Origin of the sequence: Mucilaginibacter sp. (assembly GCF_028288185.1) — a bacterium.
Lineage (GTDB): Bacteria > Bacteroidota > Bacteroidia > Sphingobacteriales > Sphingobacteriaceae > Mucilaginibacter.
The window spans coordinates 193,052-205,938 of the sequence record NZ_JAQBOF010000029.1 but is presented as its reverse complement, the minus strand read 5'-3'; the positions used below and the strand labels follow the sequence as shown (position 1 = coordinate 205,938).

At 47.4% G+C, this 12,887-nt stretch carries 16 protein-coding genes; 2 read left to right on the top strand and 14 right to left on the bottom strand.

Annotated features, from left to right (window positions below):
- Positions 1–2 precede the first annotated feature (2 nt).
- The 3 genes from JWQ34_RS13255 to traK form a co-directional block, all read right to left on the bottom strand.
- Positions 3–1,145 carry a hypothetical protein gene (locus JWQ34_RS13255; protein ID WP_299357776.1) on the bottom strand — a complete coding sequence of 381 codons (1,143 nt, stop codon included), beginning with the start codon at positions 1,143–1,145 and terminating at the stop codon, positions 3–5.
- A gap of 1 nt (position 1,146) precedes the next feature.
- Positions 1,147–2,169, bottom strand: coding sequence for a conjugative transposon protein TraM (gene traM, locus JWQ34_RS13250; protein ID WP_299357775.1), 1,023 nt, complete (start codon positions 2,167–2,169; stop codon positions 1,147–1,149).
- 132 nt (positions 2,170–2,301) lie between these two features.
- Positions 2,302–2,856, bottom strand: coding sequence for a conjugative transposon protein TraK (gene traK, locus JWQ34_RS13245; protein ID WP_299357826.1), 555 nt, complete (start codon positions 2,854–2,856; stop codon positions 2,302–2,304).
- On the opposite strand from traK, the gene JWQ34_RS13240 reads away from it, so the two are divergent.
- Positions 2,776–2,940 carry a hypothetical protein gene (locus tag JWQ34_RS13240; protein WP_299357827.1) on the top strand — a complete coding sequence of 55 codons (165 nt, stop codon included), beginning with the start codon at positions 2,776–2,778 and terminating at the stop codon, positions 2,938–2,940. The genes traK and JWQ34_RS13240 overlap by 81 nt on opposite strands.
- Here JWQ34_RS13240 and traJ read toward each other — a convergent pair.
- Genes traJ through JWQ34_RS13195 form a run of 9 tightly spaced genes read right to left on the bottom strand, consistent with a single transcriptional unit; the run spans position 2,921 to position 9,685 of the window.
- Complete coding sequence (traJ, locus tag JWQ34_RS13235) at positions 2,921–4,045, bottom strand: conjugative transposon protein TraJ (RefSeq protein ID WP_299357774.1); 1,125 nt, start codon at positions 4,043–4,045, stop codon at positions 2,921–2,923. The two genes, JWQ34_RS13240 and traJ, sit on opposite strands and share 20 nt — an antisense overlap.
- Positions 4,042–4,665, bottom strand: a complete 624-nt coding sequence (locus JWQ34_RS13230) for a TerB family tellurite resistance protein (protein ID WP_299357773.1) — start codon at positions 4,663–4,665, stop codon at positions 4,042–4,044. Before JWQ34_RS13230 ends, traJ begins: the two co-directional genes overlap by 4 nt.
- Entirely contained in the window at positions 4,652–5,245 is a 594-nt protein-coding gene (locus JWQ34_RS13225; protein ID WP_299357772.1) for a hypothetical protein, read from the bottom strand. The genes JWQ34_RS13230 and JWQ34_RS13225 overlap by 14 nt, the downstream gene beginning before the upstream one ends.
- Positions 5,232–5,882 carry a conjugal transfer protein TraI gene (locus JWQ34_RS13220; protein ID WP_299357771.1) on the bottom strand — a complete coding sequence of 217 codons (651 nt, stop codon included), beginning with the start codon at positions 5,880–5,882 and terminating at the stop codon, positions 5,232–5,234. Before JWQ34_RS13220 ends, JWQ34_RS13225 begins: the two co-directional genes overlap by 14 nt.
- Positions 5,879–6,166: a hypothetical protein gene (locus JWQ34_RS13215; RefSeq protein ID WP_299357770.1), complete on the bottom strand. Its 288-nt coding sequence runs from the start codon at positions 6,164–6,166 to the stop codon at positions 5,879–5,881. Before JWQ34_RS13215 ends, JWQ34_RS13220 begins: the two co-directional genes overlap by 4 nt.
- Positions 6,163–8,598 (bottom strand): TraG family conjugative transposon ATPase, encoded by a 2,436-nt coding sequence (locus JWQ34_RS13210; protein WP_299357769.1) that lies wholly within the window; start codon positions 8,596–8,598, stop codon positions 6,163–6,165. Before JWQ34_RS13210 ends, JWQ34_RS13215 begins: the two co-directional genes overlap by 4 nt.
- A complete protein-coding gene (locus JWQ34_RS13205) occupies positions 8,585–8,893 on the bottom strand; it encodes a DUF4133 domain-containing protein (protein WP_299357767.1) in 309 nt (102 codons plus the stop codon). The genes JWQ34_RS13210 and JWQ34_RS13205 overlap by 14 nt, the downstream gene beginning before the upstream one ends.
- A complete protein-coding gene (locus JWQ34_RS13200) occupies positions 8,890–9,183 on the bottom strand; it encodes a DUF4134 domain-containing protein (RefSeq protein WP_299357765.1) in 294 nt (97 codons plus the stop codon). Before JWQ34_RS13200 ends, JWQ34_RS13205 begins: the two co-directional genes overlap by 4 nt.
- Before the next feature lies 1 nt (position 9,184).
- Positions 9,185–9,685 (bottom strand): hypothetical protein, encoded by a 501-nt coding sequence (locus JWQ34_RS13195; RefSeq protein WP_299357764.1) that lies wholly within the window; start codon positions 9,683–9,685, stop codon positions 9,185–9,187.
- A gap of 144 nt (positions 9,686–9,829) precedes the next feature.
- On the opposite strand from JWQ34_RS13195, the gene JWQ34_RS13190 reads away from it, so the two are divergent.
- Entirely contained in the window at positions 9,830–11,194 is a 1,365-nt protein-coding gene (locus tag JWQ34_RS13190; protein WP_299357763.1) for an aspartate kinase, read from the top strand.
- Here JWQ34_RS13190 and JWQ34_RS13185 read toward each other — a convergent pair.
- Together JWQ34_RS13185 and fbp are read right to left on the bottom strand one after the other, a co-directional pair.
- On the bottom strand, positions 11,163–11,660 hold the full coding sequence (locus JWQ34_RS13185; RefSeq protein ID WP_299357762.1) for an Lrp/AsnC family transcriptional regulator: 498 nt from the start codon (positions 11,658–11,660) through the stop codon (positions 11,163–11,165). The two genes, JWQ34_RS13190 and JWQ34_RS13185, sit on opposite strands and share 32 nt — an antisense overlap.
- Positions 11,650–12,657, bottom strand: coding sequence for a class 1 fructose-bisphosphatase (gene fbp, locus JWQ34_RS13180; protein ID WP_299357761.1), 1,008 nt, complete (start codon positions 12,655–12,657; stop codon positions 11,650–11,652). The genes JWQ34_RS13185 and fbp overlap by 11 nt, the downstream gene beginning before the upstream one ends.
- Between the last annotated feature and the right edge of the window lie 230 nt (positions 12,658–12,887).

Below are 12,887 nucleotides of genomic sequence, written 5' to 3'. Positions count from 1 at the left end.
GGTTAAACACTCATTTTCTTTCCCTTAGATTTTTTTTTTGAAGTTTCCTGAGTCTGGGTTTCGGCCTTTTTCTGTTCCTGTTTGGCTTCCGGCTTTTTATAATGTTCCAGTTGCTGGGCTTCACCCTTATAATTGGTCAGGTTCACCCGGTGTTCCGTGGGATTGGCTTCGATAAAAAGCTTGACCGGTTTGCCGTCGCGCAGCGCTTCCACCTGGTGGCGGTTGCCTTTTTCTAATGACTTCATCAGTTTGTCGCGGTTGCCGGGCTCATCGATACCCACGATCGCCATTTTATCAATCGCGCGTTCGGGTTTATAATTCCAACCGTCGCTAAACGTGTTGAGTTTGTGATTGCCGTTCTCGGTCATGTTGTCTTTGTCGATCACCACCCAGGCTTTGTATTTTTCACCTTCTTTGTTCTCCAGTTCTTTGTGGACAGCACGGCCTTCCATTAAATTATACGCTTCTTTTGCAGTGATACCGCTGCCTTTATTGATATAAAAGGTCTGCGCCATGTCCTTGCCTTGCAGCGAGGCATCGTACTTATTAAAAAAGTACATCTCGTCCTTTTCGCCGGCTTTGAAATGCAGTTTGTAATCGACATTTTGTTTATTGTAGTCGTTCGTGCTGTTGAGCGTAAACTCGGGCGTCTTCGCCTCGATGTTCTTCTCGAGTTCTTTGTTCATCCCTTCGCCAAAGCCAAGGTTCAGCAATTGTTTTTGCAGGTAACTTAAATTCTGTGTGTTCATGTTATTTTGATTTAAAATGTTTGAAATTTTAGCGCGGTCGAAATAATCCGGCAGGTTTTCTTCGACAAACGGGCCTTTGATACCCTGCTGAAGGATTTGGTCGACCTCGTCCCGGGTGATATCCGGTGAAAAGATGGCATAGAAATATTCCTCTTTTCCCGGTCGGTATATGGCCGCCTCCAGGTGGTCAAATTGCAATGGGCCATCCGGCTCATGCCGTTGGATGTCAAAGGAATATTCCGCAACCAACCCGTTTAGATTTTCGCGGTGCAGCAACCGAAAATCTCGTGTGCTGCCAACGATGCGTTCACGGAGCCGGTCAACAATGTCCGGATCGGCAAAGCCGAGGTCAGCTAGTTGCGTTTTTAACTCATAAAAATTAACGGCCTGATCCATATTATTTATTGATTTTCAGCAGTATGGGAAACTGGTCGCTGAGTTTAACTTTGATCTTCTTCACTTTTTTGCTGAACAGTCCCTTCGCCGCATTAATGCCGCCGGCGGCAGCTTGCGCACCGAGCGAGGCGTCCATACTCATAAACTGCATGGCTTGTACGGCATTATCGGCACCATTACCGGCCGCGCCGCCTAATTCAGCTTCCGGCGCGGGTATCCCCGGCATTCCATCGAGGCTAAAGACGGTCAGGCTGACCGGTATGATCTGCTTGTCTAACCGGATATTTTGAATGGTCAGGAGCAGGCGCTGGTTGGTCACCGAACAAACACCAAAGATTTGTTGACCCTTAGGCAATAGCTGGTTTTTAAGCGTTACGCTATCGGTTAATCTGAGTTTAACAGCTCCTCCGTCCATGACTTTTTGTTTGCCGTCGATGATCGCAGGTATAGCTTTGAATGGGCTGGTATCTGCGGGTTTGGTTTCGGTTTTAACGGAACCTGGGTTTTGGATCTGCTGGATTTGCGTCAGCATTTTGCTGAGCTGCGCCATTTCCGGATCTTCCTCGCTCCGGCTACTTTTGGCTGACTTCATCATCTGATGGAGTTGCCGAATTTTCTGTTCGGTCGCTTCCGTTTGCGGATCGTAAGCTGGTGTTTGTGGCTGATTGATTTGCTTATTCAGTTGCGCCAGCTTAGCCTGGATACGCTCCGCGCTTTGATCGGCATCGGGCGGGGCGTTCAACTGGTTGATTTTTGCCGAGTCGGCATGCAGGCCCATCGCTTTCAGGAAGGAGGGGCTGACGCCGTTTTGGGCGGAATCCCGCATGGAGGCCTGGTAAACGGCCAACTTACCGGACACCTGGTCTTTTTTGAATTGTGCTTCGGGCAGGGTCATGTCGATGCCTTTGGCTGCTGTCGGCTGATTGGCTTTGGTTTGGCCACCGCCGAGCGCCCAGAACGCCATTGTCAGGAAGGGTATCACCAGGAGCGGGATGACGAGGTAGAATTTGCGTTGTTTTTCCATGGTCTTGAAGATTATGGCCGATGTACTGAGGTACCTGGCCGGGTTTCACACTTATTGAATTATAATTGAGCGACCAGCATAACAATGATGCATAGATGGTTGCGATGATGATCAATAGCTTTTTTTGTTTTTTCATGGGCCAAGTGTCGTATCACGGTTAGCCAGTGTTTCCCAACGCTCGATCAGGAAGCCGTGGGGATTGTTATCGCTTCGGCTCACATTACGCAGGTAGCCGTGGGTAATGAGTAATTTGTTAACCGCTGAAGTCGAGCGCGTCAACTTTTGAATAGCCCAGCATTTAAATTCATAAGGATACTGGTTCATGTCCAGCCAAACACTGTCGACCTGTATCTGTTGACTGATATTGCCCGAGATCAAATTGTTATAATAGCTTTTTTCTTTAAGACCATTGTACTGGTTACGGGCTGATTCGTCGGCCAAATACAATGCCTTGCCGATATTGGCGTCGATCACTTTTTCATCAGGGTCGAGCGTAAAGAAATAGTGATGAAACATACGGATATGGTCGCGGGCCTCGACCGGAATGTTATCTTTTCGGTCGGCAGCGAACGCTTCAAGGGCTTTGCCATTGGCTAAAATGTAGACGTGGCTATTAGTATTGGCCGCGAACTGGTAGCTTTTGTAAAGGGCAAAGCCACAGATGAACGTGCAGGCCAGGATCAGCAAATAGCTGAATCGCTTGATATGCTGGAAAGCCGTTTCGATGTTTCGGAGATGGGTGAACATGATGTTAATTTTTATTTTGTTTAGCGGGTTCGTAATCCAGTTTCTGTTTTTGGTAATCGCTGCTGGAAGCGGCCGGCACAGGGGCAGCCGCAGTTGCTGAGGTTGGGCGATTCGATGATACATTGAATGCAGTAGCCGCCGAAATAACCGCGCTTGAAGCCAGCGTGCTGACTTTATTCACCAAACTATTGCCGCCACCGGGGTTAATAATATAACCGGCTACGGCGGGAACCGTGAAGTAGCCGACAATGCCGATCAATAAAAAGATGAGGTAAGCCGTATCAGTTGAACTAAAGAAAGTGTCGCCCGCCTGGTTCACTTGCTGGATATCCAGCTTGAGCATGTTTTCCTGTACTTTGCCGATGATCGCGCCGAAGATGTTAGCCACGGGTAGCCAGAGAAATACATTAACGTATTTGGCTAACCAGGTATTGAGCGTAAATTGAAAACCATCGAATACCGATAGGCCGAGTACGAGCGGGCCGAGTATTGCCAATACGATAAGGTAGAATGTGCGGATCGTATTGATACACAGCGCCGCAGCTTCAAAGACGACCTGTAATACCTCACTCATCCATTGCTTCACCGTATTGCGGAAATTATAACTGGCTTTAGCCATGGCGAACTTCATGTCATTACCGATACCGGCGAATACGCCTTCCTTGCTGCCATTCGGATCATCAGGGTGGGTGTATTTGTACCATTTGTCCCGGTCGCCATCGCCATCGGAACCGACATACATCTGCCAGGCGTCCGTTTTTTCAATGGCGGCTTGCTTGGCCGCCAGGAGTTTTTGAATGGCTGCGTCCGAATTTTTGACCATGCCGCCGGTAGCGGTTACGGTGGGGTTCAAGACCCCGTTCATCACCGCGATCAGCGTCGGAAATAACAAAATGGCCAGGCCAATACTAAATGGCCGCAATAGCGGATAAAAGTCGATCGGCTCGGCAGCGGCGATTTGCCGCCAGACGCGGGAACTGATAAAGAGCAGGGCACCAAAACCGGCGATACCGCGGCCCACGCCGATCAATTGGCTGCATAAAGGCAGCATTTCATTATAGACGCCGTTGAGCGTTCCTTGCAGGCCGCCGATATCGGAAGCCAAACCGGTAGATTGCAGCACTATCATTTGTGCAATTTTTTTAAAGTGTTCAGATCATTGCTGTCTTTTGCGCGCTGAAGCGACAACACCATGCTTTGCCGGTTAAAACTGCGCAGGAAACCCAATTGGTCGGAGCTGGTCACATAAAGCCGGTCAATCGCTTTGATGCGGTCAGCGTCAGACATCCTTAATTTGTTAGCGGTCAGGATAGTATTCAGTTCGTCGAGATTATCCAAGCTTTGGTTAATGAGGCGGCTATAAACATTGCTCATATAGCTGAGTTCATCGGCGCTGAAGCTCCCGCTTTGCCGGAAGTTGTTGTTCGCCCGTTTGTATTCGCTAACCAAACTGGCTTGTTGACTGATGATCTCCGCGACCCGGCCATAATTCCGAACGGAAGGACTGACCGCCATTAAGCCCGTCAGGTATACATTATGCAGGTCGAAGTTGCCTTTGGACAAACTGGAAATACTGCCATAACCCTGCTCATAGATCTGGTAGCCGGCTTTCATATCTGCCAGGATGCTTTTGAACTGGGTCAATTTTTCAATGTCAAGCATCAATTGCTCGATCTCTTGTGCCTGAGCGTGAACTTGAATGTGAAAGCACATGAACACGCCCAAAAGCAATGTTTTAACGATTTTCATAGAGTTCTTTTAAGGTGTTTGTACTATTGATCTCTTGTTGTTTTTGTATCGCATAGCGTTTAAGCTGCGTGCTGAAGTTGCTGGCGAAATGCAAATTGGATAACATCGCCGCATGGATTGCTTCAATTTGCTGCAGGCGTTCCGCTTCAGTCATTTCAGTTTTACTGGAAATTACTTTACTCAATTCCGTTAATTGCGCTTCACAGTCTTTGAGTAAGGCGTTTTTAGTAGGTTGAACTTCATTCCAGTTGCTGGTCAATTTGATGATATCCTGTTGCCAGCTAATGATCTCTTTGACCTGGGCATTGTTTTTCAGGCTCGGGTCAGCCATTTTCAGCCGGTCATAATAAGCCGTATGCAGTTTGAACTCATCGCTGGCATAACTGGTAATAGAACCCAAGCCGCCTTTAGCAACGCCATAACCTTTTTTTAGGTAACCGCCATAAACCTGCAAGGCTTCGATCTGCGCCAATAGGTATTTCTTTTGGGTCTTGCCCTGCGAGAACCATTCCGCGAAAGTTTGTGCCTGGGCACAACTCAAGCTGAACAATAGGACGATAGTTATTTTAACGGATGCCATAATAATTCTTTAAGGTTTGTAATTCATTTAAATCTGCCGCGCGCCGCAGGCTCAGCACCTGGTTTTGCGTATTGAACTGTTTCAGATCATTGTAGTTCTCATCCAAATGGTCACCGGCTTTATTAATCAATTCCAACCGGTCCGCATCGTTCATTTGCGTACGTCCCGCGCTGGCCACCTGCATGATCTCATCGAGGTTTTTCAAGCTAGCATCCAAAATGCCAGTATAAACCTGTTGCATATAGTTAAGTTCGTCGGCGGAAAAGTGCTTGTCACCTCGGAACAGTGCCCAGGCCTGTTGATACTGGCTGACCAGCGCCGCTTGTTTTACTGCAAGGTTTTTGATACGCTGGTAATCGCTGATATAGGATTTGATCTTCCATAACTCGTTATAATAGCCGCTGTATAGTGTTTGCTGTTCCCCGGTCCAGCCTGCGATCTGGCCCAGCCTGACCTTAGATAACTGGTTCTCGATCTGTTTCTGCGCGTTTTGCAGCCAGATCGTTTCGTTCTGTAAGCGTTGTATCTTCAGGTCAATCGCTTTGATGACCTTTTTGACCACGGTACCCACAATAAACTGAGCGTGAACCGTTCCGGTTACGCCGCAGAATGCCAGTATGATGACCCACTTCTTCATGGCACTTGGGTATAAATGGTGTTATTCAAAAAGGCATGTTTGCCGTCAATGCGGATGACGGGCGCATCGGGACTATGCTGTCCCCATTGCTTCACTTTATATTCTTTGGGTAAAGTCTGTCCGTTTCGGACTTTTTGATAACCCATGCGGTTAATAATGAGGGTGTCAAGGATAATCAGCGTATCATCGGCAATAGAGTATTGCCCCTCGGTATGATTGACATAAGTGCGGCTGCCGCTTTTGCAGGCAGCAAAAAACAGTGCGATAAAAATTAGTTTTTTCATGCGGCTTGTTTTTCTTCGTTAACGATCATAGCAATAGCCTTGCGGATATCGCCGTATTTTTTGGTATAAGCCTGGACTTTTGCTTTTTCGCTGGATTCCGTCGTATAGGTCCAGTATTCCTCGCGACTGACCTCGGTTCGGTAAACTCTTGATAACTGACCGTTTAGCGAAATGAATACCTCTTTGTATTTGTAGCGTTCGTCATTGGCGCGGTTCATACTCATGATGAGCGCGGTTTCCTTGTCGGTAATACCGAGCAATTGTTGAATCTTCGGGAAGTCATTCTGGTATTTGCGCTGATCCAATAAGATTTTACAGTCACTGTTATTGATGATAGCTTGTTTGACAACGGGTGAAGAAATAATGTCTTCAATGTCTTGGGTCACTACCAACGCTTCACCAAAATATTTGCGGACGGTTTTGAAGAGATACTTAATGTATTCGGCCATACCTTCTCTTGCGATAGCCTTCCAGGCTTCTTCGATCAGGATCATTTTGCGCACATCCTTCGGTAACTTGCGCATCTTACTAACGAACGTCGACATAATCATCAGGGTCGTTACGCTAAACAAAATAGGGTGATCCTTGATGTTATCCAGTTCAAATACAATGAAACGCCGGTCTAAAAGGTTAAGATTTTCTTTAGCGTTCAGCAAATAGTCGTATTCACCACCCTTGTAATAGGGGCGGAGAACAAATAACAAGTTATCAATATCAAAATGTGCGTCTTTTACTTTTGACACTCTCATGGTCGCATAAAAATCGCCCTTCAGAAATTCATAAAAAGAATCGAAGCAGGCGAAATCTGGTTTGTTTTCGTAGTAGTGGAATAGCGCATCGGAGAGCGCCACGTATTCACTTCGCTGTACGCCTTCATCTTCTTTTTTCCAGAGTGCCAATATCATGGCTTTGATACTTTCCCGTTTTTCGGTATCGAGCATATCGCCATTACCTACATAAAACGGGTTAAAACTGATAGGATTGGTTTCGGAATAGGTAAAGTAGTAGCCGCCAACAAAATCACAGAGGCCCTGATAGGAGTGACCTACATCAACTAACACAATATGTGCGCCCTGTTCGAAATAAGAACGCAATAAATGATTCGTGAAAAAGCTCTTGCCACTGCCGGATGGACCTAAAATAAATTTATTACGGTTGGTCGTAATGCCGTTTTTCATTGGTTCGTCCGATAGGTCAACATGAAGCGGCTTGCCGGACAGACGGTCACCGAGTCGGATGCCCATGGGTGACAAAGAAGAACGATAATTCGTTTCTAAATTTAAAAAGCAGGCCGCTTGTTCCGCGAAGGTATCAAACGTGTCATTCATCGGGAAGTTGCCTTCATTACCCGGCAGGCCGGCCCACCAAAGCTGCGGTGCGCCGTCCGTTTCCTGGCGGGGCTGGGCGTCAAGCTGGGCGAGTGCGGAACTGACTTTGTTTCGGATATCTTTGGGTTCACCCCAGGCTAAAATATTAAAATGCGCTTTAACGGGAAGCCGCTGCTGGCTGATCGCCTCGTTCAGGAACTCCTGGGTGGCATCCCGGCCGATTGCGTTTTCGCGGGAGTAGGCCGAAAGCGATTGCAGCCGCAGCTTCTTGGCTTCGAGTTTTTTTAAGGTCTTGGCGCTATCCTCAATGAAAATATATTGGTTATAAATATGATTGCAGTCCAGCAGCGCCCCGATGGGACTGGCAAAGCCGGTGCTGAACTTGGTTTTGTCGGTACTATATTTATCGTATGTAATGCGCGGCCCGCAAAATGCCGGCAGGTCATCAGCATCCGCCAAACTATACAACTGGCAATGATGATCGCCGATCCGTAATTCATCTTTAAAATGGATGTCTTTTAATACCGGAGCATCCGCCTCACTGAGCAAAAAGCTGTATTGTTCCAACACACCGGGCTGCTGGAAGGTTCCGGCTAATTCATCATCGCTTAGTCGTACAAGCGACAATAAATTACTATCTTCCAATACCCGTTTAAATTGCCCGCAGCTATCTTCAAAATCACGGAACAGTTCCGGTGAAATAGTTTGCTGGGGCACCAGGCGTTTGCGCATTAAGCCGCTCACCGCGCTGGTCACCGGCTTATAGTTCAAGGGCCGTTTCGTAATAAACAGATGGCAATGATGCGCCAGGTATGGCCGTTCATTAAAGAAACGTTCGCTGGCATGGCCCAAAAACGTCTGGTCACTAAATTTGGCTTTATAGTTATCTTCAACGAACCAATCTTGTTTATGAAAAATGCAATGTCTGGGCAATAGCTTGATCGCTTTGACCCAGGTCTGGTGAAAGGCGATATATTCTTCGTTCGATAGCGTAAATAACTCCGGCAGGTTGACACGGTAGCCGATGGTCAACTCGCCTTGACCTGAGAGCATCGTATCATGCTCGGTCTTATAAATAGGATAGACCTGTTCAGCGCTTTTCATAAAATACCTTTCTGGATTTGAATTTTAAATAATCAGGCAGATAGAGCCTCGCATTTCTTTTCATCAGGCCATGCTGACCATATTTATGGCTCAGCCCAAATACCTTATAAAATAACAGGCTGCCTAAACCGGCAATGATCAGGATGCAGCAATAGATCGCCAGGCCAATTAAATAGAGAACGGCGAATAATACCAGCAGGCAGACTAAGCCACCACCTAAATAGCCAATGTATTGCGCTTTGAGGCCCTTAAACTCGATGGGTTTATTGATGCGTTTGTTGATGCTGTAACTCATACGCCAAAGAAGGATTTAAGTACGGTTGCAACGACCACTAAAAAGATGCAGCTGCCAAACCAGCTACTGGCAACTTTACCGGTGTCATGTTCGCCATCGTTCCATTTTTTATACACTTTGATCGCGCCGACCAGGCCGACAATGGCGCCGATGGCATACATCAAATTGGTGCCGGTGGAAAAGTAACTTTTGACCTGGGTGGTCGCTTCGTTGATGCCCGCGTTCCCGTCTTGGGCCAGGCAGATACCTGAAATTAAAATCAGGCTGATAACTAAGAGGGTCTTTTTCATATTACGCATAATTTTCGGCTGGCCAGTGCAGGTCCAGGTCGTGTTCAAATAATTCAAAAGGTAATTGTTGGGTTAGTAGTTCCGCTGTAAAAGCCGGTAAGCTGATCTCGTCGCGGTAGATTTCATACTTATCCAATAGTACCTGCAAGAGCGACAGGAAATCGGCTTTTGTCCCGGATGCGCCGGCCAAGGTGATTGCTTCCGCTAAGAGGTCATCTGACGGGCCTTTGGGCAGCGTGGCTTCACTGATGTCGTCGGGCTCGCCCGGGCTAAAGATGAGCTCATCGGGATCGGCGCTTGCCGTACCGGCATCGGGCTGGATGCCACCGATGACGGCACGCATAGGAGCCAAGGCAACAAGTGGCATGGTATCTGCCGCTTTCTTAGGCAATAAGTTGCGCAATTCAGGCCGATAATAAGTAAGGCCGACGTAGGTGTACCAGGCGGCGGTGAGTAAGAGTACGGCAGTCATATATTGCTGCCAGGAGATCGCATGTAGCATAAGTTTTTGTATTTGGTGAGTCCAAAATTGCGGAGCGGCCAAATAGATATTTCCACCGTAGGCGGCAAGGTGGGCGAAGTTTTGTGGTCGTTTAGGTTCGGTAAGGGTGGAAGTTTTTTGCGCGGAATTATTTAGTTTCGCCTCATGCTAACTGTTGAAAAGATCGGCGGCACTTCCATGAGCGCCCTGAAAGAAGTGATCGATAATATTATTTACTATGATAACCAGCTAACCGGCCGGGTATTCGTAGTATCCGCGTTTTCTGGTGTTACCAATTTATTGCTGGAGAATAAGAAGACCAAAGCCCCGGGTGTTTACCATCGTTTAGCTAATGGTGAAGATTTTCGCACGGCGTTGAATGAAGTGACAACCTATTTGAAGGAACTCAATAAACAATATGAGTACCTGGGCCTGGATATTGCCGAGGCCAACGAAGTAGTCGAAGGTATGATCGGACAGGCGTTGGTTTATTTAGATAGCGCGGTAACCATGCTGGCTTCGGGTTATCTGAATGAAGGTATACTGTTAGCTGCAAGGGAGATTTTGGCTTCGATCGGGGAGGGCCATTCGGCTTATGTATTAGCAAGTATTTTGCAAGCTAAAGGGCTCAAAGTAGATTTAATTGACTTGGCGGGTTCGAGCGATAGTCGGCCATTAACCATTAGCGAACGTATTAAAGACGCATTTGAGGCTATAGATTTGAGCCAAACGATTTGCATCGCTACCGGTTACGCGAAAGGTACTGAAGGCATCATGCGGGAGTTTGACCGCGGCTATTCGGAAGTAACCTTCTCCAAAATTGCAGAGATATTAAAGCCTCAGGAGGCAATTATTCATAAAGAGTACCATTTAAGTACGGCAGACCCAGGTTTGGTCGGGTTGGATAATGTGAAACCAGTGGGTAATACGAATTATGATATTGCTGACCAACTGGCGGATGTGGGGATGGAGGCGATTCATCCTAAGGCGGCGAAGCCATTGGAAATGGCAGGTATTCACCTGCGGATCAAGAATACGTTTGAGCCGGAACATCCGGGAACGCTGATCACCAAAGACTATGTGTCGAAGATCAAAAGGGTAGAGGTCATTACCGGTACTGACCAACAATTGCTCATTGATATTTACGACCCATTGATGACAGGTAATGTGGGCAGTGATCTGCAGATCATGCAGTTGTTTTTCAATCACGGTATCAGCTATACGTTTAAAACGACCAGTGCGAATAGTATTACCATTGTGATCTGGGAAAGTGATTTCAAACAGGAATTGATCGGCGATTTGCAGCGATCTTTTGAAAAAGTGAGCTATGAGCCGGTAGCGATGGTATGTCTATTAGGGACGAATATGGATCAGCCAGGGTTGTTAGCCAAGGCCGCTACGGCTTTGGCTAAGGCAGATATTAATATTATTAGTACCGGTGTAGCCAAGGGAAAGGTCAATATTCAGTTTTTGATCGCCCGTGAGCAATTTAAAACGGCTATTGTGGCTTTGAACCAGGCAGTAGGCTAGCCAGGTCATAGGCGGTTTCATTCTTGGCTTCTGACATCACAAAGAAGCTCTGCATCATGCCGACATCAGGCAGTTTGGACAGTTTGTTCATAACCAGCAGGTTATACTCATCCATATCTTTGATGGCTACCTTCAACAGGAAATCAAAGGCCCCGGTCATATGATAGCACTCCATGATCTCGGTCAGTTTGACAACTTCGAGCTGGAAGTTTTGCAGGCTTTCCTGGGAATGCTGTTTTAACTGCACCTGGGTATAGGCGATCAGGCCGCGCCCGATCTTTTTGGGGTCGACGATGGCCGAGTAACGTTTGATATACCCTTCTTCTTCGAGTTTGCGCACGCGGAGGTGGATCGGGGTCACGGTTTTATGCAGGCGCTCGCCTAATTCTTTATGGGTCAGGCGCGCATCGTTCTGCAGCAGGCTTAGCAGGCCGATATCGGTCGGGTCGAGTTGGTTATTGATCATATTGATTATCATTAAAAGTGAGTAGGCCGGCTTCGGCCTGCAATACCATTTTTTCTGAGCCGATAAAGATAGGCGAACGCTGGTGTAATTCCGCCACACCCAATTCCAGGATGCGGTCTTTGCCGTTGGTAGCTCTGCCGCCGGCCTGCTCGATGACAAAGGCCATCGGGTTGCATTCATAGACCAGGCGCAGTTTGCCGTTGGGCGCGGCAGCGGTTACCGGGTAAATAAAGATGCCGCCCTTAATGAGGTTGCGGTGGACATCCGCTACCATGGAACCGATATAACGGGAGGTATAGGGACGGCCGGTGGCTGGGTCTTCGACCTGGCAGTACTTGATATATTGTTTGACCCCGGTCGGGAAATGTACGTAATTGCCTTCATTGATGGAATAAATGGTGCCGTCTTTGGGTATTTGTAGGTTGGGATGCGATAAACAGAATTCACCGATGGAAGGATCGAGTGTAAAGCCGTTGACGCCCTTGCCGGTGGTATAAACCAGCATGGTGGAGGAGCCATAAATAATATAACCGGCGGCTACTTGCTCGGTGCCGTTTTGCAGCACATCGCTGAGTATGGCTGCGCCGGTGGATTTGCGGCGATAGATCGAAAAGATGGTGCCGACCGCCACATTCACATCAATATTGGAAGAGCCGTCCAGCGGATCGATGGCAACCACATAGTTTGCCTGGTCATCGATCCGGATAAAATCCTCATTTTCTTCAGAGGCAACGACACAGCATTCACCGCCGCAACGGAGTGCGGAAATGAATTGCTCGTTGGCGTAGACATCCAGTTTTTGCTGGCTCTCGCCCTGGATATTGGTGCTGCCGGCCTGCCCGAGGATATCCATCAGGCCGGCCTTGTTCACTTCCCGGTTAACGATCTTGGCGGCGATACCGATGTCGCGCAGCAACCGGGAAAGCTCGCCCTTGGCATAAGGGAAGTCGGCCTGTTTCTCAATGATAAATTGTCCTAAAGTTTTAAATTCCGGCATAGGCTTAGTGTATAAAATACATAATTTATTAACTTCTTGTTTTGACCAAAGTAAAGTGAAATGAACGGAATAAGCAACTTTAGGCATTTCATTTTGGTGGACTTAGTGTATAAATGCATGGTTGTGAAAGCGCAAATTTGCTATGACCAGGGCGATTTTGAAGGTCAAAAAGTCGAAACACCCATGAAAATCTGTTTTCATGGGTGTTTTTTCTAAATATGGGTTAGTGT

What these genes read in the sequence shown, in the direction of transcription:
- fbp (WP_299357761.1), bottom strand. Translation starts at nt 12,657, where the DNA reads ATGCCGGAATTTAAAACTTTAGGACAATTTATCATTGAGAAACAGGCC.
- JWQ34_RS13225 (WP_299357772.1), bottom strand. Translation starts at nt 5,245, where the DNA reads ATGGCATCCGTTAAAATAACTATCGTCCTATTGTTCAGCTTGAGTTGT.
- traJ (WP_299357774.1), bottom strand. Translation starts at nt 4,045, where the DNA reads ATGATAGTGCTGCAATCTACCGGTTTGGCTTCCGATATCGGCGGCCTG.
- JWQ34_RS13215 (WP_299357770.1), bottom strand. Translation starts at nt 6,166, where the DNA reads ATGAAAAAACTAATTTTTATCGCACTGTTTTTTGCTGCCTGCAAAAGC.
- JWQ34_RS13255 (WP_299357776.1), bottom strand. Translation starts at nt 1,145, where the DNA reads ATGGATCAGGCCGTTAATTTTTATGAGTTAAAAACGCAACTAGCTGAC.
- JWQ34_RS13205 (WP_299357767.1), bottom strand. Translation starts at nt 8,893, where the DNA reads ATGAGTTACAGCATCAACAAACGCATCAATAAACCCATCGAGTTTAAG.
- JWQ34_RS13210 (WP_299357769.1), bottom strand. Translation starts at nt 8,598, where the DNA reads ATGAAAAGCGCTGAACAGGTCTATCCTATTTATAAGACCGAGCATGAT.
- JWQ34_RS13200 (WP_299357765.1), bottom strand. Translation starts at nt 9,183, where the DNA reads ATGAAAAAGACCCTCTTAGTTATCAGCCTGATTTTAATTTCAGGTATC.
- JWQ34_RS13195 (WP_299357764.1), bottom strand. Translation starts at nt 9,685, where the DNA reads ATGCTACATGCGATCTCCTGGCAGCAATATATGACTGCCGTACTCTTA.
- JWQ34_RS13220 (WP_299357771.1), bottom strand. Translation starts at nt 5,882, where the DNA reads ATGAAGAAGTGGGTCATCATACTGGCATTCTGCGGCGTAACCGGAACG.
- JWQ34_RS13190 (WP_299357763.1), top strand. Translation starts at nt 9,830, where the DNA reads ATGCTAACTGTTGAAAAGATCGGCGGCACTTCCATGAGCGCCCTGAAA.
- JWQ34_RS13230 (WP_299357773.1), bottom strand. Translation starts at nt 4,665, where the DNA reads ATGAAAATCGTTAAAACATTGCTTTTGGGCGTGTTCATGTGCTTTCAC.
- traM (WP_299357775.1), bottom strand. Translation starts at nt 2,169, where the DNA reads ATGGAAAAACAACGCAAATTCTACCTCGTCATCCCGCTCCTGGTGATA.
- JWQ34_RS13185 (WP_299357762.1), bottom strand. Translation starts at nt 11,660, where the DNA reads ATGATCAATAACCAACTCGACCCGACCGATATCGGCCTGCTAAGCCTG.